General features: G+C 41.8%; 13 protein-coding genes. 10 read left to right on the forward strand and 3 right to left on the reverse strand.

The window, feature by feature from the left end; all coding sequences use genetic code 11:
- The first annotated feature begins 502 nt into the window (after nt 1-502).
- From EGC80_RS19240 to pflA, 3 genes are all read left to right on the forward strand, one after another.
- Nucleotides 503-2035 carry a DUF3360 family protein gene (locus tag EGC80_RS19240; RefSeq protein ID WP_101032145.1) on the forward strand — a complete coding sequence of 511 codons (1533 nt, stop codon included), beginning with the start codon at nt 503-505 and terminating at the stop codon, nt 2033-2035.
- Between the two features lie 402 nt (nt 2036-2437).
- On the forward strand, nt 2438-4720 hold the full coding sequence (pflB, locus tag EGC80_RS19245; RefSeq protein ID WP_124011792.1) for a formate C-acetyltransferase: 2283 nt from the start codon (nt 2438-2440) through the stop codon (nt 4718-4720).
- A gap of 77 nt (nt 4721-4797) precedes the next feature.
- Nucleotides 4798-5535, forward strand: a complete 738-nt coding sequence (gene pflA / locus EGC80_RS19250; RefSeq protein WP_124011793.1) for a pyruvate formate lyase 1-activating protein — start codon at nt 4798-4800, stop codon at nt 5533-5535.
- A gap of 51 nt (nt 5536-5586) precedes the next feature.
- Here the strand turns inward: pflA and yfbV are convergent, their stop codons facing one another.
- A complete protein-coding gene (yfbV, locus tag EGC80_RS19255) occupies nt 5587-6024 on the reverse strand; it encodes a terminus macrodomain insulation protein YfbV (RefSeq protein ID WP_206191814.1) in 438 nt (145 codons plus the stop codon).
- Between the two features lie 225 nt (nt 6025-6249).
- Here yfbV and ackA point away from each other — a divergent pair, with 225 nt between their 5' ends.
- Both ackA and pta read left to right on the forward strand, forming a co-directional pair.
- Nucleotides 6250-7452 (forward strand): acetate kinase, encoded by a 1203-nt coding sequence (ackA, locus tag EGC80_RS19260; RefSeq protein ID WP_101032149.1) that lies wholly within the window; start codon nt 6250-6252, stop codon nt 7450-7452.
- 61 nt (nt 7453-7513) lie between these two features.
- Entirely contained in the window at nt 7514-9661 is a 2148-nt protein-coding gene (pta, locus tag EGC80_RS19265) for a phosphate acetyltransferase (RefSeq protein ID WP_124693507.1), read from the forward strand.
- A 251-nt stretch (nt 9662-9912) separates the two neighbouring features.
- Here pta and topA read toward each other — a convergent pair whose 3' ends face one another.
- On the reverse strand, nt 9913-12552 hold the full coding sequence (gene topA, locus EGC80_RS19270) for a type I DNA topoisomerase (RefSeq protein ID WP_124011795.1): 2640 nt from the start codon (nt 12550-12552) through the stop codon (nt 9913-9915).
- Nucleotides 12553-12930: 378 nt separating this feature from the next.
- On the opposite strand from topA, the gene astB reads away from it, so the two are divergent.
- The 5 genes from astB to EGC80_RS19295 all read left to right on the forward strand — a co-directional run bounded on the left by astB (nt 12931) and on the right by EGC80_RS19295 (nt 18473).
- Nucleotides 12931-14265, forward strand: coding sequence for an N-succinylarginine dihydrolase (gene astB / locus EGC80_RS19275; RefSeq protein ID WP_124011796.1), 1335 nt, complete (start codon nt 12931-12933; stop codon nt 14263-14265).
- Between the two features lie 1015 nt (nt 14266-15280).
- Entirely contained in the window at nt 15281-15832 is a 552-nt protein-coding gene (locus EGC80_RS19280; RefSeq protein ID WP_101032153.1) for a septation protein A, read from the forward strand.
- A 35-nt stretch (nt 15833-15867) separates the two neighbouring features.
- On the forward strand, nt 15868-16167 hold the full coding sequence (locus EGC80_RS19285) for a YciI family protein (protein ID WP_101032154.1): 300 nt from the start codon (nt 15868-15870) through the stop codon (nt 16165-16167).
- On the forward strand, nt 16167-16973 hold the full coding sequence (gene xthA / locus EGC80_RS19290; RefSeq protein WP_124011797.1) for an exodeoxyribonuclease III: 807 nt from the start codon (nt 16167-16169) through the stop codon (nt 16971-16973). Before EGC80_RS19285 ends, xthA begins: the two co-directional genes overlap by 1 nt.
- 750 nt (nt 16974-17723) lie before the next feature.
- Nucleotides 17724-18473, forward strand: coding sequence for an IS5 family transposase (locus EGC80_RS19295; RefSeq protein ID WP_124011573.1), 750 nt, complete (start codon nt 17724-17726; stop codon nt 18471-18473).
- Nucleotides 18474-18630: 157 nt separating this feature from the next.
- Here EGC80_RS19295 and EGC80_RS19300 read toward each other — a convergent pair whose 3' ends face one another.
- Complete coding sequence (locus tag EGC80_RS19300) at nt 18631-20076, reverse strand: methyl-accepting chemotaxis protein (protein ID WP_124011798.1); 1446 nt, start codon at nt 20074-20076, stop codon at nt 18631-18633.
- Nucleotides 20077-20245: the final 169 nt, after the last annotated feature.

The following is a 20245-nucleotide window of genomic DNA, read 5'->3' on the forward strand; positions in this document are numbered from 1 at the left end:
ATATTTATAATCATGATCAAGATGGTGACGCCTGCAAATACCTTTTTTTTAGGCGACCTCAGGATACCGCCATCAACAATTAAGTAGAATTGAACCAGACTGATACTATGTATCAATATTATTGATTTGGATTGATATTTTAAAGGCTGTCTTGCTGGAATAGCTGACTATTATGCCAATTTTCCGTTCTAACTTTGCCATCAACTTGTTAACCAGCTCTCACTTCCAGCAAACAAAACAGTAACTTTCTTGAAACCTGAGTGATGCAACCTCATCGCTATGCTAAAATCACTAAGGTAAATTGGTATGACCAAAGCAAGGCCGAAATAAGGACGTCACTGTAATGCCTCGCGACAAAGGTATTGCAGCTGAACAAAGTGATATGAGCCAATTTAGGCTCGCTGGCAAGCTGCTCTCATAGACATCGCCGTCACTTCAAAGGAACACACTCAAACTTCATCATTTGATGGACTAACCTGTTCTTTTCGGAGAATGAGAAATTATGTCAGAAACTGTCAGCAATTCAGAAAAAAAAGCTCAAGAAGCTAGCTATAGCGAGCTTCATCGCCCCGCGAGCGAATTTGAAAGTCGCGATGCCTATTTAGAAAACGAACTCAAAATAATGAAGCCAAGACGCTGGAGACTCAATCTTCCTGGGCGTGATTTTCGCTTTGAATGGGAAGACTTAGTTCCAGCCATTGCAGGAACAATTGGGATTACTGTGATGTATTCCGCAGTAATGGCTGCTTGGGCTGCAGGCCTAAGTGATAAATGGGACCACGTGAGTCTTGGGGCTGAATTTGCTATCCAAATAGTCCGTGTAGAAATGCTAATACCAGCACTACTATTTTGTATCATTAGCTCTGGTTTTATTAATCCAAGAGCCAATCTCGGTGGCAACCATGGGCCGATGATCCCGTTAATTGGTACCATCGCACTCGCCGGTGCTCATCCCTTAGCATTGGCAATCCTCATTGGCATATTTGGCTTATTATTAAGTTATTTCAAAGGTGGCTCTAAACTGGTTAACCTCACCAGTAGCGGCGTGGCTGGCGGCTTATTAGTGTTCCTAGGGTTTATGGGTGCAAAAAGTCAGATAGGCTCGTTATTTACTTGGGCAGGAGGACTTCAAGCCAAGCATGGCCTTGACTACTCACTCGGTTATGTCGCATTTGCCATATTATTAGTTAACGTGATTATCTATGCCGCACTAGCTAAATACGGTAAACGTTGGTTAGCCATTCCTTTGTGTTCTATTGCGGCTGTCGCATTGTCATTTGGTCTCGGCGCGGGTTTAGATCTGCAATTTACCACAGCTCCTGGCATTCCCAATCTCAATCCTGTTTATTGGTGGGGCTCAACTGATCAAGGTTGGCAGTTAGGTTTACCTAATATGGCGCATTTTATTGCATCATTACCGTTCGCCATTCTTGCTGTTGCCATGTGGTCGCCTGATTTCCTTGGTCATCGTATTTTCCAAGAATTAAATTATCCAAAAGGGGCTGAAAAGGTACTGATGGATGTCGATGACACCATGGCTACTTGTTCAGTAAGACAGATCGTTGGCACCGCAGTCGGAGGCGGTAACATTACCTCTTCTTGGGGAACTTACATGATCCCTGCCGCCATTGCCAAACGCCCTATTCCTGCTGGAGCAATCTTACTCGGTATCATGTGTATTGTTGTTGCTATCTTGGGTTACCCAATGGATATAACCGTATGGCGCCCTGTAATGGCGATTGCACTGCTAGTGGGTGTATTCCTACCGTTACTTGAAGCAGGCTTGCAGATGGTTAAAGACACCACGAGTAGCCAAGCTGCAGGTATCTGTATTTTTGCTTCATTTGTGGCCAATCCAGTATTAGCGTGGGCATTGACTATGCTGCTTGATAATAATGGCTTAATTGGTGATAAAGAGCGTCCTAAAACCTTATCATTTGCCGACCGTATCGTCATCCCGAGTCTTGCATTTGTTATTTGTTTAGCGGCCATGTTAGCAGTAGGCATGATCGAAGGGATACCTGGGTTCTTATAATCCCGTCATGCTCAGCAATACCAAAATATAAAGGCGAGATTGACAAGGGTTTCGCCTTTCTATTTGCTGACAATTCTATGTTCAACTCTTAATTCTAGATAGATTTGTTAGACAGCTAACACTTTTAGAATTTAAATATCAATTTTACCGATATGGTCAATCAGCTGTGCTATTATTAACCCATGGATAAATGGTCTTACCAATTATACATTAGCTGAAACAATATCGATTAGCGTCATTACAAAAGTCAGGCAGAACATTTCTGACACCAATGTCGCAGAACATGTTAACGGCTCAATCTAGCGAATGCGCCTAGACGACAGAATGTAAACACTTACGGATAACATCACCTTGTACTATTTGAGATGATGCCCGTAGAAAATCAACCAGAGGGTTAAATAAATGACAGATAAAACCGAACTATTTGCCAACGCGTGGGAAGGTTTCGTAGCTGGCGATTGGAAAACAGAAGTTAACGTACGTGACTTTATTCAACAAAATTACACACCATATGAGGGTGACGAATCATTCTTAGCTGGTGCAACTGCTGCAACATTAACTTTGTGGGACAAAGTAATGGAAGGCATCAAAATTGAGAACCAAACTCATGCTCCTGTCGATTTCGATACAGAGGTGGTCTCGACTATCACGTCTCATGATGCTGGTTATATCAATAAAGATCTAGAAACCATCGTTGGTTTACAAACAGAAAAGCCGCTAAAACGTTCGATGTTGCCTAATGGCGGTATTCGCATGGTTGAAGGTTCATGTAAAGCTTATGGCCGTGAACTCAACAAAGATGTTAATTACGTTTATTCTGAATTACGTAAAACCCATAACCAAGGTGTGTTTGATGTTTATACCAAAGAAATTATGGCTTGTCGTAAATCAGGCGTATTAACCGGTTTACCTGATGCTTATGGTCGTGGTCGTATTATCGGAGATTACCGCCGCATTGCTTTGTACGGTATTGATTACCTAATGCAAGATAAGTTTGCCCAATTCAGTTCACTGCAAGCGCAGTTTGAAGCCGGCGAAGATTTATCAAGTGTGATCCAATTACGTGAAGAAATTGCTGAGCAACATCGTGCTTTAGGCCAAATGAAAGTTATGGCGGCCAAATACGGTTGTGATATTTCTGTACCGGCTCAAAATGCCAAAGAAGCGATCCAATGGACTTACTTTGGTTACCTTGCTGCAGTAAAAAGTCAAAATGGCGCAGCAATGTCACTCGGTCGTACCTCAACTTTCATTGATGCCTACATTGAGCGTGACATTAAAAATGGTGTCCTTAATGAGCAGCAAGCCCAGGAAATGGTTGACCATTTCGTAATGAAATTGCGTATGGTTCGTTTCTTACGTACACCTGAATACGATGAATTATTCTCTGGTGATCCAATTTGGGCCACAGAATCTATCGCAGGTATGGGTCTTGATGGTCGCACACTGGTCACCAAATCTAGTTTCCGCTTCTTACATACCTTGTACAACATGGGCGCAAGCCCTGAGCCAAACATTACCGTGTTATGGTCAACGCAATTACCACAAGGTTTTAAAAGTTACTGCGCCAAAGTGTCTATTGATACCAGTTCAATTCAATATGAAAACGATGATTTAATGCGCCCAGACTTTGAGTCAGACGATTACGCCATCGCCTGTTGTGTTAGCCCAATGATTTTGGGTAAGCATATGCAGTTCTTCGGTGCTCGCGCTAACTTAGCCAAAACCATGTTATATGCTATTAACGGTGGTGTTGACGAAAAACTTAAAACTCAAATCGCGCCAAAATCTGACAAAATCACTGCCGAAGTACTTGATTTTGATGATGTAATGTCACGCTTTGACATCTCAATGGACTGGCTTGCAACACAATATGTGTCTGCACTTAACGCGATTCACTATATGCATGACAAATACTCTTATGAGTCAGCGTTGATGGCATTACATGACCGTGATGTGCGCCGCACAATGGCCTGTGGTATTGCTGGTTTATCGATTGCCGCCGATTCATTGTCAGCGATTAAGTACGCTCAAGTTAAGCCTATCCGCGACGAAGATGGTATTGCTGTTGATTTTGATATTCAAGGTGATTATCCAAAATTTGGTAATAATGATCCTCGTGTTGATGATATAGCTTGCGATTTAGTTGAACGTTTTATGGCGAAAATTCGCACTAAAACAATGTATCGTAATGCGATCCCAACACAATCAATCTTAACCATCACCTCAAACGTGGTTTATGGTAAGAAAACCGGTAACACTCCTGACGGTCGTCGTGCTGGTGCGCCATTTGCTCCAGGCGCAAACCCAATGCATGGCCGTGATGAAAATGGTGCGATTGCTTCATTAACATCGGTTGCTAAACTGCCATTTGCCCACGCACAAGATGGTGTTTCTTATACTTTCTCTATCGTGCCAAATGCATTAGGTAAAGATGATACGGGTCGTCGTACTAACTTAGCGTCACTGATGGATGGCTACTTCTTAAGCAAGCCAAATCGTGAAGGTGGTCAACACTTAAACGTTAACGTGATGAACCGTGAAATGTTAGAAGATGCTATTGTTAATCCGGATAAATATCCACAATTAACCATACGTGTATCGGGTTATGCTGTTCGCTTTAATGCGCTCACCCCAGAGCAGCAGCAAGATGTTATCACTCGTACATTTACAAAAAGTATGTAGTCTCTGCTAAAATTGGCTGTATCGATGGGTGATTTCTTATCGATACAGCCTTTTTTATAGACATTTAAGGAACAACAATGACGTTAGGTCGCATACATTCAGTTGAATCATTCGGAACCGTTGACGGTCCTGGGATCCGCTATATCGCTTTTATGCAGGGGTGCCTTATGCGCTGCCAATATTGCCATAATCGTGATACGTGGGATTTGGACGGCGGCAAAGAAACTTCTGTTGCTGAAATAATGGACCAAGTCATTGCTTATAAACCATTTTTAGAAGCCAGTGGTGGTGGTATTACTGCTAGTGGTGGTGAGGCTATTTTACAAGCTCAATTTGTGAGTGAATTATTTAAAGCCTGTAAAGCTGAAGGGGTACACACCTGTTTAGACACCAACGGTTTTGTGCGTAAATATGAACCTGTGATTGATGAGTTGCTCGACAATACAGACTTAGTATTACTTGATATCAAACAAATGGACGATACCAAGCACATCGAGCTGACAAAAGTCAGTAACCATCGAACACTACAATTTGCCCAATACCTTGCTAAACGAAATATCAAAACCTGGATCCGTTACGTGGTCGTCGCCGGATTTACTGAAGACGTTGAGTCAGCCATTGCATTAGCTGAGTTCATTAAACCAATGAATAACGTTGAAAAAGTTGAGTTATTGCCGTATCACCCTTTAGGGCAGCATAAATGGCAAGCCTTTGGCGAAACATACACCATGGCAGATGTTTCACCGCCGAGTACCGAAACAATGCAGAAAATTCAGCAGGTATTTTTAGATCGAGACATTAACGCGACATTTTAGTCACAATAAAAAAATAGACTTAAATTAGCAGAGACTTATAAAAAAGAGCGATTACAGTTCATCCCAATAACTTTGATCTAAGCGTTCAAAAGCCAATTTCAAAATGGCAGCCATATCTGAATAACAGGCTGTCGAGCCTAATGGTTGGCAATAGATACCCATCTCAGACAATGTTGAACTGAGTTGATTGCTCCAATCGAATAACGATAAAGGCAATGGATGGCGTGCTCGCCACCCTAACCATAATAAGCCTTGTAATGGCAGGCTGATAAAAAACAGTAACATCGTTAATGCTTGCGGTAAATAATCCCAGCCCAATACATAGAGTTGGCTGGCCGCAACCACCAATGCCAATATCGGCATTGCGATAATAGCTAATTGAGTCGCTTTGACGACACGGTACTCTGGGAAATAAAACCCAAGTTGCCTAACCATTGGCCAGGTCTTCATATAACGTTGACCGTCACCAAGTAATTTAACCAAATTCATGTTCAATATACGGCTACCTTTACAGCTTAGGACATGAGTATAACGATAACATAATACAGTGTCATGCCCAAAATGCACTGGCCGATTTGCCACTATAATGATTTAACTTACAGTCGCAAATCACAACAAGAACAGCGAAGTATGGCGTTTATGAATGATCATAAACCTTAATCAAAATGGAATTTTCCTTTTTCATTTAGTTTCATTGACTTAAAAGGCGTTAACATGTCAGACAAATTAGTACTCGTGCTCAACTGCGGTAGCTCATCATTAAAATTTGCCATCATTGATGCTCAATCAGGCGATGATAAAATTTCTGGTCTAGCAGAATGTTTTGGTTTAGAAGATTCACGCATTAAGTGGAAATTTAATGGCAACAAACATGAAGCCAGTTTAGGTGCCTTTACGGCACATCGCGAAGCGGTAGAATTTATCGTTAATAACATCTTGGCAGAACACCCAGAACTTGCGGCTAAAATTAAAGCCGTTGGCCACCGTATCGTCCATGGTGGTGAAAAGTTTACCCGCTCTGTTATTGTTACCCCTGAAGTCATTCAAGGTATTGAAGATTGTGCGTCGTTAGCTCCACTGCATAATCCGGCGCATTTAATTGGTATTCGTGCTGCAATAGCGTCTTTTCCTAACTTGCCACAAGTGACTGTATTTGATACCGCATTTCACCAAACCATGCCCGAAAAAGCTTATATTTATGCCCTACCTTACAAATTGTATCGTGAACATAGTATTCGCCGTTATGGCATGCACGGTACGAGTAATTTATATGTCTGTCGCGAGGCGGCCAAAGTATTAGGCAAAGACACAAAAGACATCAACGTTATTTGTGCACATTTAGGCAATGGCGCATCGGTAACAGCCATTAAAGGCGGCATAAGTGTTGACACGTCTATGGGCTTAACCCCACTAGAAGGGTTAGTCATGGGCACACGTTGTGGTGATTTAGATCCATCGATTATTTTTCATCTCGTTAATCAACTTAATTATACCATTGATGAAGTTAATAACCTGCTGAATAAGCAAAGTGGTTTGCTCGGTATTTCAGAATTGACCAATGATTGTCGTGGTATTGAAGAAGGTTATCATGACAACCATAAAGGGGCCACGTTAGCCCTAGATATTTTCTGTTACCGTTTAGCTAAATATATCGCCTCTTACACTGTGCCACTAGGCCGTTTAGACGCCATTATCTTTACCGGTGGCATTGGCGAGAACTCAAAACTTATTCGCGAAAGAGTTCTTAATTTATTAGAAATATTTAACTTCAAAGTCGACGACGACTTGAATACAGCGGCTCGTTTTGGCCAACAAGGTATCATTACCAAAGAAGGCAGCCCTATTGCCATGGTCATACCGACAAATGAAGAGTGGGTCATTGCTGAAGATGCAATCAAGTTGGTCACAGCTAAATAAGCCCCTATTCGGTCTTATACTCGGTTAATTAACATGAACAATACGCACACAAGAGGTCGTTATGTCTCGTAATATTTTACTTATTCCAATCGGTATTGGAGTAGGATTAACATCACTTAGCTTAGGTATGGTTCGCGCCCTAGAACGTAAAGGCGTTAAAGTACAATTCTTTAAACCTATTGCACAGATCCGCTCGGGTGATACAGGTCCTGAACGTTCAACCACCATTTTAAGTACCTCACCAACGGTCAATCCGTTAGAGCCATTTTCAATGGAACACGCTGAAGCCTTAATCCGCACAGAGCAAGTTGATGTCTTAATGGAACAAATTATTGCCCGCACTGCAGAATGCGCCAGCAATACTGAAATCTTAGTCGTTGAAGGCTTGGTGCCGACACGTAGCCACCCTTTTGCTGATGACATTAACTACGAAATAGCTAAAGCACTAGATGCTGATGTTATTTTCATCGCAACACCAGGGGTTGATACGCCTAATGGGTTAATGAATCGATTAGAAATCACCTATAACTCTTGGGGCGGACAAAAAAACAAGCGCATAATTGGCGCCATCATTAATAAAATTGGTGCGCCAGTTGATAATGAAGGTCGTACTCGTCCTGATTTATCTGAAGTGTTTGTTAATAAGCAAATTAACGCCACTGATAGCGCGGACATGTTCCAACTACCCAGTAAAAGTCCACTGCGCATTTTAGGTAGAGTGCCATACAATTTAGAGTTAATTGCACCGCGCGCATCTGATTTAGCAAAACACTTAAATGCTAAAATCATTAATGCCGGTGAAATGAATACTCGCCGTATGCGCCGGGTTACATTTTGTGCTCGCAGTCTTCCAAACTTGGTTACTCACATCAAAACCAATTCACTTTTAGTGACTTCAGGTGATCGCTCTGACGTCATCGCATCAGCTTGTTTAGCGGCGATGAACGGCGTTAAAATTGGCGCACTATTGCTTACTGGTGGCTACCAGCCTGAGCCAGAAATTATGAAGTTGTGTGAGCAAGCATTTGAAACCGGCTTGCCAGTGTTCTTAATTGAATCAAACACATGGGAAACGTCACTCAATATCCAACGTTTTGACCATGAAGTGCCTGTGGATGATGCGGTTCGCGTTGACAAAGTACAAGAATACGTTGCAGGCCATATCGACCAAACTTGGATTGAAAGCATCACTCAAGACTCTCCTCGAGAACACCGCTTATCACCGCCAGCATTCCGTTATAAGTTAACCGAACTGGCCCGTGCAGCACGTAAAACCATCGTGCTACCCGAAGGTGAAGAACCGAGAACCGTTAAAGCGGCAGCTATTTGTGCAGAACGTGGTATTGCTCGTTGCGTATTATTAGGTAACCGTGAAGAGATCTTGCGTGTCGCATTACAACAAGATGTCATTTTAGGTGAAGGCATCGAGATCATTGAGCCTGTTAGTGTGCGTGACAAATATGTTGAACCTATGCTCGAATTACGTCGCAGCAAAGGATTAACAGAAGTGGTAGCCCGAGAGCAACTAGAAGACAACATGGTGCTTGGAACCATGATGCTGGCACAAGATGAAGTTGATGGTATTGTGTCTGGTGCGGTTCATACTACTGCACAAACTATTCGCCCACCACTGCAATTAATTAAAACCGCACCAGGTTCTAGCTTGGTATCGTCGATTTTCTTTATGCTGATGCCAGATCAAGTACTCGTGTATGGTGATTGTGCCATTAATCCAGATCCAAATCCTGAGCAGTTAGCCGAAATCGCGATTCAGTCAGCGGAATCAGCTAAAGCCTTTGGGATTGAACCTCGTGTCGCGATGATCTGTTACTCAACAGGTACCTCTGGCACCGGGTTGGGTGTTGATAAAGTGCGTGAAGCCACTCGAATTGCCAAAGAAAAACGTCCCGATTTAATCATCGATGGTCCGTTGCAATACGATGCAGCCGTTATGCCTAACGTCGCTCAATCTAAAGCGCCTAACAGCCCAGTTGCGGGTAAAGCGACCGTATTTGTATTCCCAGACTTAAATACGGGTAACACAACATACAAAGCAGTACAGCGTAGTGCTGATTTAATCAGTATCGGTCCGATGCTTCAAGGTATGCGTAAACCGGTTAACGATTTATCACGTGGCGCATTAGTCGATGATATTGTTTACACTATTGCATTAACCGCCATTCAAGCAGCACAAAACAGTGCCAAATAAATTGCGGTATATCGGCTTAACACCGAGGTAATTCGCAATAATTTACCACTAAAAAAGCACTGATAATTATCAGTGCTTTTTTGTGTCTGATTATCTTTAATTCGTTTGTTCGTTTGTCATAGTCTACATAAATATGCCCACGAACCTATTCGCTATAGAAACAATAATAAATCCATTTGTTGCACAAACAAAAACGCTACCCAATCGGGTAGCGTTAATGAATAGAGTGATGAAGCAACTAAAGCTAAAGGTTATTTCTTAGCTTTTTTCTTAGCTGATTCACTGACCCATTTACCGTTTATAAATTTAGAAGACCAGCCGGTCGCTTTGCCATCAACTTCAGTAGCAACATGCTGCTCCTTCGTCTTACGGCTAAATTTAACCGAGGCTTTGTTACCTTCATCATCTTCCACTGGTGCGTCAGCAAGATACTGATATTTAGGCCATAACAAATCACGATACTGAACTAACTCTTCCACTAGAGGCGCACGTGTTTCACGGGATTTAGGGAAAGTACTCGCCGCTAAAAATATTCCAGCAGCACCATCACGAAGCACAAAATGGGCATCGGATTTAGTACATTTTAATTCAGGTAGAAAAATTGGGTCTTCTTTTGGTGGCGCCGCTTCGCCGCTTCTCAGCAACTTACGGGTGTTCTTACACTCCGTATTGGTACAACCAAAATACTTACCAAATCGACCGTTTTTAAGTTCCATATTATTGCTGCAGCGATCGCATTCAATGATCGGACCTTCATAACCTTTAATCTTAAATTGTCCGGCTTCCACTTCGTAGCCATCACATGACGGGTTATTACCACAGACATGTAATTTACGGGTCTCGTCAATGAGATAACTGTCCATCGCTGTGCCACACTTCCCACAACGATGTTTAGCTCGTAGCGCTTCAGTTTCAGCATCTTCATTGTCACTAACCGCTTCTTCACCTGGGGTTAAGTTAAGCGTAGTCTTACAACGTTCTTTCGGCGGTAACTCATAACCAGAACAACCTAGGAAGACCCCTGTTGAACCCGTTCTGATCCCCATTGCACGGCCACAGGTTGGACACTTAATGTCGTCTGTCAGTACCATTTCATTGGGGCGCATGCCGCCTTCATCTGGATCTAACTCGGCCAACAATAATTGCTTGGTAAAGTCGCCATAAAACCCATCGAGTACTTTTTTCCAGTCCAGTTTACCTTGAGCAACATCATCTAATGTCTGCTCCATACTGGCGGTAAAATCGTAACTCATTAACTCTTTGAAACTGCCCACTAAGCGTTCGCTAACAATCTCACCCATTTTTTCAGCAAAGAAACGGCGATTATCAACTTTGACATAACCACGATCCTGAATGGTTGAAATAATCGTCGCATACGTCGATGGACGACCAATACCTCGTTTTTCAAGCTCTTTAACTAAAGAGGCTTCGCTATATCGAGGCGCTGGCTTAGTAAAATGCTGTTTTGGCGACAGGGTTTCAAGCACTAACTTGTCACCTTTTTCAACCACTGGCAGCGTTTTGTCTTCTTCGTTTTTCTTACCCATCTGCGGTTGAACCCGAGTCCAACCATCAAAGCGTAAGGTACGGCCACTGGCTTTTAATTCGTAATCACCCGCGGTTACCGTTAAACGTGTCGCATCATATTGTGCCGGTGTCATTTGACAAGACACGAATTGACGCCAAATAAGCTCATACAAACGCTGAGCGTCTCTTTCCATATCGGTTAAAGATGCTGACTGCACAGCCACGTTTGACGGTCTAATAGCCTCATGCGCCTCTTGAGCGCCCTCTTTACTACCATAACGAATAGGTTCTGCAGGTAAATACTTGTCACCAAACTCAGAACCAATCATTTCACGTAAGTTTTCAACCGCTTCTTTACTCAAATTAGTTGAATCGGTACGCATATAGGTAATATGACCCGCTTCATACAAGCGCTGAGCCATCATCATGGTTTTCTTCACACCAAAACTAAGACGAGTACTGGCAGCTTGCTGCAATGTAGAGGTGATATAAGGTGCTGAAGGCTTGCTTGAAGTGGCTTTATCTTCACGGGCAGTAACAACAAACGTTGCATCACCTAGTGCATCAACCGCCACTTGCGCTTGCGCTTTACTAATCGGCTCAAATGCAGCAGATTGATATTTCATCACCTGCATTTTTAAGCTAGCTGCGGTAGGGGTATTTAACTCAGCATGGATATCCCAAAACTCTTCTGGAACAAACGCTTTAATTTCACCTTCTCGCTCGACTACAAGGCGAACAGCAACCGATTGCACCCGTCCCGCAGATAAACCACGAGCGACTTTTTTCCATAATAATGGTGACACCATAAAGCCGACAACACGGTCTAAAAAGCGACGCGCTTGCTGGGCATTGACCATATTGGTATCAAGCACAGTCGGTTTACTAAACGCATCTTGAATCGCAGTTTTAGTAATTTCGTTAAACACAACCCGCTGATACCGTGAAGCGTCACCACCAATAATTTCCTGTAAATGCCAGGCAATGGCTTCACCCTCACGGTCCAAATCCGTTGCGAGATAGATTTTATCAGCAGTTTCTGCTAACGCTTTTAGGTCTTTCACGACTTTTTCTTTGCCAGGCAATATTTGATATTTGGCTGCCCAGCCTTTATCGGGATTCACACCCATTCGCGCCACAAGCGCTTGTTTGTCTCTGATCAGCTTATATTGAGCTTTTTCTTCAGGAGGTAATTTTCTAACTTCTGCAGCGGTTTTAGTCGCAGTTGTACCGTCAGAAGTAGACGAAGTTGGTAAGTCACGGATATGACCTACACTCGACTTCACGATGAAGTCTTTACCAAGATATTTATTAATTGTCTTGGCTTTAGCCGGCGATTCGACAATAACTAGCGATTTACCCATAGTTTTATTTGCGCCAAAAAGTCTCGAGAAAAAGAAAATTGATTCCATATATAGAGGGTTGAGACAAGATTTTCAAGTTAATCCCTCTTTTACACGGCTAGTAAGTCATTTTTTAATCAAAAATAAAAAATGTAAAAATAATATGCGTTTTTTAAACGTAATTTGTCACTTAATGATACTTACGAGCACCTTCAGTGCATTTTTAGTCATTCATACACATTTGTACAAATTAACCACACCTTGTTAACCCTTATAGCTCCAGTATACTGGCTTCAATTAGCGTTAACTGACATGAACAATCACGTTCCTTTTTTATAAGTAACACAAATATGCGCAACTACAATAATAATTATTCACTAAAATTTTCAAGGATCACGAATGAAGCATTTTGAAGCGAACTTTGATGGCTTGGTAGGACCAACCCATAACTATGCCGGATTATCGTTTGGTAATGTGGCCTCATTTAGTAATGCGGCCCAAACCTCAAATCCTAAAGCGGCAGCTAAACAAGGTTTGCAAAAAGCTAAGTCATTAGCAGATTTAGGTATGGTGCAAGGCGTATTAGCCCCACAAGAGCGCCCAGACCTTTACACATTGCGTCGAATTGGTTTTTCTGGGTCTGACGCTGAGGTTTTACAAAAAGCTGCTCAGCAAGCACCTGCGCTACTTAATGCTTGCTGCAGTGCTTCGAGCATGTGGACCGCTAATGCCGCGACAGTGTCACCCAGTGCAGACACTCGTGATGGAAAAGTACATTTTACACCGGCTAACTTGGTCGATAAATTACACCGTAGCATTGAACCTATCACCACAGGGCACATTCTACAGGCAACATTCAATAATGATCGCCATTTCAAACATCATCAGCATTTACCCGAACACGCAAGTTTTGGTGATGAAGGCGCTGCAAATCATACCCGTTTGTGTTCTGAATACGGTCATAGCGGAGTAGAACTTTTTGTTTACGGCCAGTCAGCCACTCACACTAACGCTCCAAAACCTACAAAATATCCTGCTCGACAGACATTAGAGGCTTCTCAGGCAGTAGCACGTTTACACCAACTTGAAGATGAAAGCTGCGTATTTATGCAGCAAAACCCTGATGTGATTGACCAAGGCGTGTTCCACAATGACGTCATTTCAGTGGGTAACAAAAATGTGCTTTTCTACCACGAACAAGCGTTTTTAAATACCGAAGTAAAGTTCGATGAAATTCGCCGAAAAATGAACTCTGACATGCATTTTGTCAAAGTCACCACAGAGCAAGTATCAATTGATGATGCCGTTCGTAGTTACTTATTTAATACCCAAATCATCACCCTACCTTCAGGTGAAATGGCCATTATTGCACCCACAAATTGCCAAGAAAACCCTGCAGTATTTGCTTATTTAAATGAACTCGTGACCTTAGGTACGCCGATCAAACAAGTGCGCTATTTTGATGTAAAACAAAGCATGCAAAACGGGGGGGGGCCAGCCTGTTTACGTTTACGAGTGGCGATGAACGAACAAGAAGTCGCCGCGGTTAACCAAAACACATTAATGAATGACGGTTTATTTACTCGCTTAAATACATGGGTTGATAGACATTATCGTGATCAACTGACCGTTAGCGATCTAGCCGATCCGCAATTGATTATGGAATCGCGCACCGCATTAGATCAACTCACACAAATCTTGAAGTTAGGCAGTGTTTATCAGTTCCAACGATAAAACACCTCCTCATTAAAAACAAAAAAGAGCCATAAATTTGGCTCTTTTTATCGTCATCTATATCGATTGTTAATGAACCTATTACTCGGCGCAGTATGAAAAGTAACTGCATAAAGCTGCTAACACTTGCCGTAATCTGTTGAGTCTCTATTCAGCAGACTTTAGCAACCGGTGTACAACCCAGGGTGATTAATGATGATGCCTCGGTTCAAAGTATTGCTGCCAAACAGGCCTATTTTATGTCGCTGTTAGCTCTTGCCTGAGATAAAAGCGCAGATCATTACCGTCGCGATAAAATGCAAGTCGCCATGATCAACCTACCCCAGCGCCGCGCATTTAAAATGTGAGCCGATAATAATATATGCTCGATGGAGTGTGAAGTATGAACAGCAAGAGCGGGAAGACCTACTGCAAGTTGCCTATATACTTGTCTTAAAGGCGATTAGTTGGTATCGAATTGGTATTATTCGTCACGCAATCAACACCAATTTAATCCGCTAACAACACGAGAAAGCATGACAACATCATTATTGTTCAAGGTTTAGACTGATCAGGCACGAGCATTTTACATCGCTATCGCTTTAACCATACCCTGTAACTGATCGCAGCTTAATCACCATGCTACTGAATGATCGATTTAACGATGACCCGGTTTTATTGATAAATCTTGGCGCAATTCCCTCGCGACGATAAGACGATATGACGATAAGTCGGTATTTGAAAAAACATTCTGCTCAACTGCTTAGCGCCTATCTATTAAGCATACATAAGGTCATTTAAATAAGCTTAACGTGTCACAGAGTCAAATACACAGCAAGAATAGCTTGCTCACTAAGCTGCTTAGCGGAATTTACATCCTCTTGCAAAATAGCCTAGCGCAATAGTTTATAATCCACTCCATCACTGTCCTTAATTAATGCGAATGGCAATGACATCATGCTACAATCGGCCATCATTACGGTGGCAACATAACACCAACATTATGCAATAGTATTTTCCTAGCCTGAGATTTTTTATGAAACAACTGTTAGATTTTTTACCACTGGTCATTTTTTTTGCAGTCTACAAGTTGTATGACATCTATGCCGCAACGGCTGTACTGATTGCGGCAAGCGCGATCCAACTCGTCATCACTTACCTATTGTATAAACACATCGAAAAAATGCTTCTAGCTACCTTTGCCATGATCACTGTGTTTGGTTCACTTACGCTATTTTTTCACGATGATGCCTTTATTAAATGGAAAGTAACCATTGTTTATGCTTTGTTTGCTATAGGATTAATTGCCTCTCAAATGATGGGCAAACCTGCGCTAAAGAGCATGTTAGGCAAAGAAATGAAAGTTGACGATAAAATATGGACACAAATAACATGGTATTGGGTCAGTTTTTTTGTAGTATGTGGCATCGCCAATATCTATGTTGCGTTTAGCCTACCGCTAGAAATGTGGGTAAACTTCAAAGTATTTGGCCTAACCGCCCTCACCTTAATTAACACGGTTGTCACGGTATTGTACTTATATAAACATATGCAAGAAGACACCACTCAACCCAATGATGACCAATAACTTATTTTATAACAACGATTAAAGGAAGTAGTGATATGTGGTATATGATTTCATCTCAAGACGTGGAAAATAGTTTAGAAAAGCGTTTATCCGTCCGCACCGAACATTTAGCCCGCTTACAAGCGCTCGCCGATGAAGGCCGTTTATTAACCGCCGGCCCCCATCCTGCCATTGATAATGAAAATCCGGGGGAAGCCGGTTTCACAGGATCATTAGTTGTTGCTGATTTCCCTTCATTGGAAGATGCACAAGCTTGGGCTGATGTGGATCCTTATATTGGTGCTGGCGTGTACAAAAGCGTTATCGTTAAGCCATTTAAGCGAGTGCTTCCTTAATGAAAATAGTGTCTTTTAATATCAATGGTATACGTGCGCGCTTGCATCAATTGCAAGCCCTAATCGACAGTCATTCTCCTGATATTATTGGCTTACAAGAAACCAAAGTTCATGACGAAGCGTTTCCTGTCGCTGATGTAGAAGCCATGGGGTATCAGGTGCATTTTCACGGCGGTAAAGCCCATTATGGTGTGGCCATGCTATCAAAAGCCGAACCTATTGAAATCATTAAGGGTTTTGAAACTGATGCTGAAGATGCTCAACGCCGATTGATTATTGGTAAATTTACCCAAGCTAACGGTCGTATATTAACGGTCTTCAATGGATACTTCCCACAAGGTGAAAGTATCCATCACGAAACTAAATATCCAGCTAAGCGTAAGTTTTATCAAGACTTGATGTTACATTTAGAAAAACATCATAACCCAAGTGAAGACATCGCGATTATTGGCGACATTAATATCTCGCCAACCGATTTAGACATCGGCATCGGAGAAGTGAACGCCAAGCGTTGGTTAAAAACCGGTAAATGCAGTTTTCAACCTGAAGAGCGTGAATGGTTAGCACGTCTACAGCAATGGGGCTTTATTGACAGCTTCCGTCAATTACACCCAAGTCGCACGGAACGTTACTCGTGGTTCGATTACCGCAGTAAAGGCTTTGTTGATAATCGTGGCCTTCGGATCGACGTCATATTAGTGACCGAATCATTAGTACCACGCTTAATTGAATCTGATGTTGATTATGATTTACGGGCTATCGAAAAACCGTCAGATCATGCTCCTATTTGGAGTGATTTTAACTAAAAGCGGATAGGTAAAAACAAATAGCCTACCAACTAAATCGCTTCGCTACTCGAAACGATAAAAGCTATGAGCGTGTCTCGCTTATAGCTACTTTTTACCAGTACTGCTCCCCTCAGAACCGACTCACCTCAACAGGCTAATGCTAACCCTTGGTAACGAGCCGCCTTCACGGGTCTAGCATATTGGTACTATATTTTTCACTTATTCACTTATTCACAATAAGTTTCGACTCGACACTTGCATTTACACTTAACAGAATCAATAATTTAGATAGGATATCCTCTAAAAGGTCAATTTGAATCGATAAGATTGTACTCAAATTGAATAAACCCTAGCCAACTAAGTGAGTATTGATAAGCAAACGTGAATAATTTGCCTTCTTGGTTATCATCACCACCAAGTCTTGTGTCATTGTCGGTAACCAAAAATCCTCAACAGGTAAATTATAATGTGCTGCGAATAATCTTTACTGAGTAAGATATCGCTCGATTGAAAATCCTTTTCCACCACAGATAGCCATCCGTGGTGTTCATTAAGCGGGTTGCTTAGATAAATTGACGGGGTAAACTGACACCATGAGGCAAATGCCAGTTTGCTTCAACATGACTAATACAAGTCAACAAACTCAAAAACCACCACTCAAAAACTATTACTTAAACACTAGGGGCTGTTGATCTTTGTTTGAATTTTGTGCGAAGAAGGTAATCTCGTATAATTCACTTCGCCAAAAACAAATACAACGAGATTACCATGCCCCGATTAATGCTCACTGATGAGATGTGGTCGAAGCTAAAAGCTATTCTGCTTGATGATAGAGTTTATAACAAGCAAGAGCATCGATTTACGATGGAAGGTATCCTTTACCGATTGCGTGTTGGCTGCCCTTGGCGAGATTTACCTGAATATTTTGGCTTATGGAATACCATTTACCGTCGATTTTTACTGTGGTCAAGAAAAGGTATTTTACTTAGGCTGTTCAAAACATTATCGACTAATAGTGATACTGAATGGGAATTTATTGATGGAAGTTATGTAAAAGCCCATCAACACAGTTCAGGTGCATCATCTGATGAAAATCAAGCAATTGGGTTAAGTCGTGGTGGTAATACAAGCAAAATCCATCTCGCGGTAGATAGCTATGGTTTACCGATAGAATTCATTGTTACAGGTGGAGAAGTTCATGATAGCAAAGCAGCTAATGCCCTTATTGAACTATTGCCACAAAGTCATTTTATTATTGCAGACAAAGGCTACGACAGTGAAGCGATTAGAGATAAAGTGCGTGAATGTGGTTCAAAGCCAGTGATCCCTAGAAGACAAAATTCGAAGCAAGGAAATGGCGATATCGATTGGTGTTTATACAAATATCGGCATTTAGTTGAAAATGCTTTTGCTCGGCTCAAGCATTTTAGAGCGATAGCTACCCGCTATGATAAATTGAAAATTAATTTTGAAAGCCTGCTGGCTCTAGCTTGCTCTATAATTTGGCTGCCAATGTGAAAGATCAACAGCCCCTAATACTAAAAAATCATACTCAAAAACTAGTACTTAAAAACCACCACTCAAAAACTGGGTAAGATAACAAATACCTAGGTGTTTTATGTCAGCTAATCAAAAAATATCCATGATCTTGGATTTGATAAACAGTCCGTCAAAACTAGATTTTATATTGACTTAAAATCGACGCTAATCCCTTAGACGATTGATTCAAATCGTTAGCTAATGCGCCTGCTTTTTTGGAAGTACTGCGAATAGTGTCCGATTGCTGCCGAATTTGATTGAGCTGTGAGCCAATATCTCCGGCAGACACACTTTGTTGTTCGGCAGATGCCGCTATTTGGCTGCTCATATCAAACACAGCATTGATAGACTGTGCCATATGAGTAATATCATCACCGACGGCTTTAATACTCGTACTACCTTGATCTGCTTCTTCAACAATCACATTAGTAATACTGGTCAGTTTTTTAGAGCCTTGTTGTAAGTCTTCAATCATGTTTTGAATTTCAACGGTCGCTTTTTGGGTCCGTCCTGCGAGGGTACGCACTTCATCCGCGACTACCGCAAAACCGCGACCTTGTTCACCTGCACGCGCCGCTTCAATGGCTGCATTTAATGCCAATAAATTGGTTTGCTTTGAAATACTTTCAATAGTGGTAACGGCAGCATTAATTTGGGTCGCATCGCGGGAGAGTTGATCTACCGATGAAAATGCTTCGGCAATACGCTCAGACAAATAACTAATACGTTTAACCGCATCATTAATCTTACTTTGGCTTTGATCCATTTGTTTAGCATTTTGCTTGGTATTTAATGACGTATCACTTGCGTGATGTGACACATCTGCAATGGCTGCTGTCATTTGATCCATGGCGTGTGCCACCGAGTCTAAGAAGTGATGCTGCTGATCAATTAACTCATCATTGGTGCTGGCTTGGTGAGTAAACTCATTGGCAGCAACCGCCAATGTTTCAGCATTACTGCGGATCGCCCGCACCATTTCACTCATGTTATCAGCACAGCGATCAATTTCGGTGGCGATTAAGCTAAAGTCATCAGTGCCAAAAAAGTGTAATCTCAACGTTAAATCACCATCGGCTAGACGTTTTATTGCCATGTACATGTCCCATAAGCCTCCGCCTAATGAGGTTGAGATCCAGTAACTCAATTGGAATAAGGGCAATAAACCAACCAGTGCCATTATCAACATAAAACTCGTTTGGCTTAACGGCTCTTGTTCCCACTGTTGAACATTTTGACTCGCGGTTAAAAACTGATTACCAACGCTCGCAGATGCCGTCACTAGATCACCGCGACGAAAAGTATTGTCGCCACCAGATAGCTGTAATTGATTATCTTGTGCAAATTGCTCAAGGGCATCATTGTCTAAGTCTTGGTTATTGGCTACAGAGGCATAACTGGCAACACTTGCTTTAACGCGCTGTAACGATGTTTGCTCTATTAAGTCCTGAGTTTGTTGGTAATTCATTAGTGCGACAACACTGGTGATCAATGCAACCAGTGAGCAAACAACCCAAAATTTTCCATTAAGGCTAAATTTAATCAAAATTGCATCTATTTTTCTAAACTGGATTTGCTTCATATATAAGCTTCCTAAGGCAATTTACCACTATCTCAACAAACGAGAATAAGATTAAAAACGAAAATTACATTACACAAAAGTAAATTAATCAATAATATAGACGAGCCTAGTTAATCCGAGTTGAGGTTGGTCATTCACATTCACTCGCTATTCAACTTAACCTAATATC

Origin of the sequence: Shewanella psychromarinicola (genome assembly GCF_003855155.1) — a bacterium.
Lineage (GTDB): Bacteria > Pseudomonadota > Gammaproteobacteria > Enterobacterales > Shewanellaceae > Shewanella > Shewanella psychromarinicola.

Bases quoted from the DNA above. Each gene is read 5' to 3' on its own strand.
- EGC80_RS19240 (WP_101032145.1), top strand. From the start codon at position 503: ATGTCAGAAACTGTCAGCAATTCAGAAAAAAAAGCTCAAGAAGCTAGC.
- pflB (WP_124011792.1), top strand. From the start codon at position 2,438: ATGACAGATAAAACCGAACTATTTGCCAACGCGTGGGAAGGTTTCGTA.
- pflA (WP_124011793.1), top strand. From the start codon at position 4,798: ATGACGTTAGGTCGCATACATTCAGTTGAATCATTCGGAACCGTTGAC.
- yfbV (WP_206191814.1), bottom strand. From the start codon at position 6,024: ATGAATTTGGTTAAATTACTTGGTGACGGTCAACGTTATATGAAGACC.
- ackA (WP_101032149.1), top strand. From the start codon at position 6,250: ATGTCAGACAAATTAGTACTCGTGCTCAACTGCGGTAGCTCATCATTA.
- pta (WP_124693507.1), top strand. From the start codon at position 7,514: ATGTCTCGTAATATTTTACTTATTCCAATCGGTATTGGAGTAGGATTA.
- topA (WP_124011795.1), bottom strand. From the start codon at position 12,552: ATGGGTAAATCGCTAGTTATTGTCGAATCGCCGGCTAAAGCCAAGACA.
- astB (WP_124011796.1), top strand. From the start codon at position 12,931: ATGAAGCATTTTGAAGCGAACTTTGATGGCTTGGTAGGACCAACCCAT.
- EGC80_RS19280 (WP_101032153.1), top strand. From the start codon at position 15,281: ATGAAACAACTGTTAGATTTTTTACCACTGGTCATTTTTTTTGCAGTC.
- EGC80_RS19285 (WP_101032154.1), top strand. From the start codon at position 15,868: ATGTGGTATATGATTTCATCTCAAGACGTGGAAAATAGTTTAGAAAAG.
- xthA (WP_124011797.1), top strand. From the start codon at position 16,167: ATGAAAATAGTGTCTTTTAATATCAATGGTATACGTGCGCGCTTGCAT.
- EGC80_RS19295 (WP_124011573.1), top strand. From the start codon at position 17,724: ATGCCCCGATTAATGCTCACTGATGAGATGTGGTCGAAGCTAAAAGCT.
- EGC80_RS19300 (WP_124011798.1), bottom strand. From the start codon at position 20,076: ATGAAGCAAATCCAGTTTAGAAAAATAGATGCAATTTTGATTAAATTT.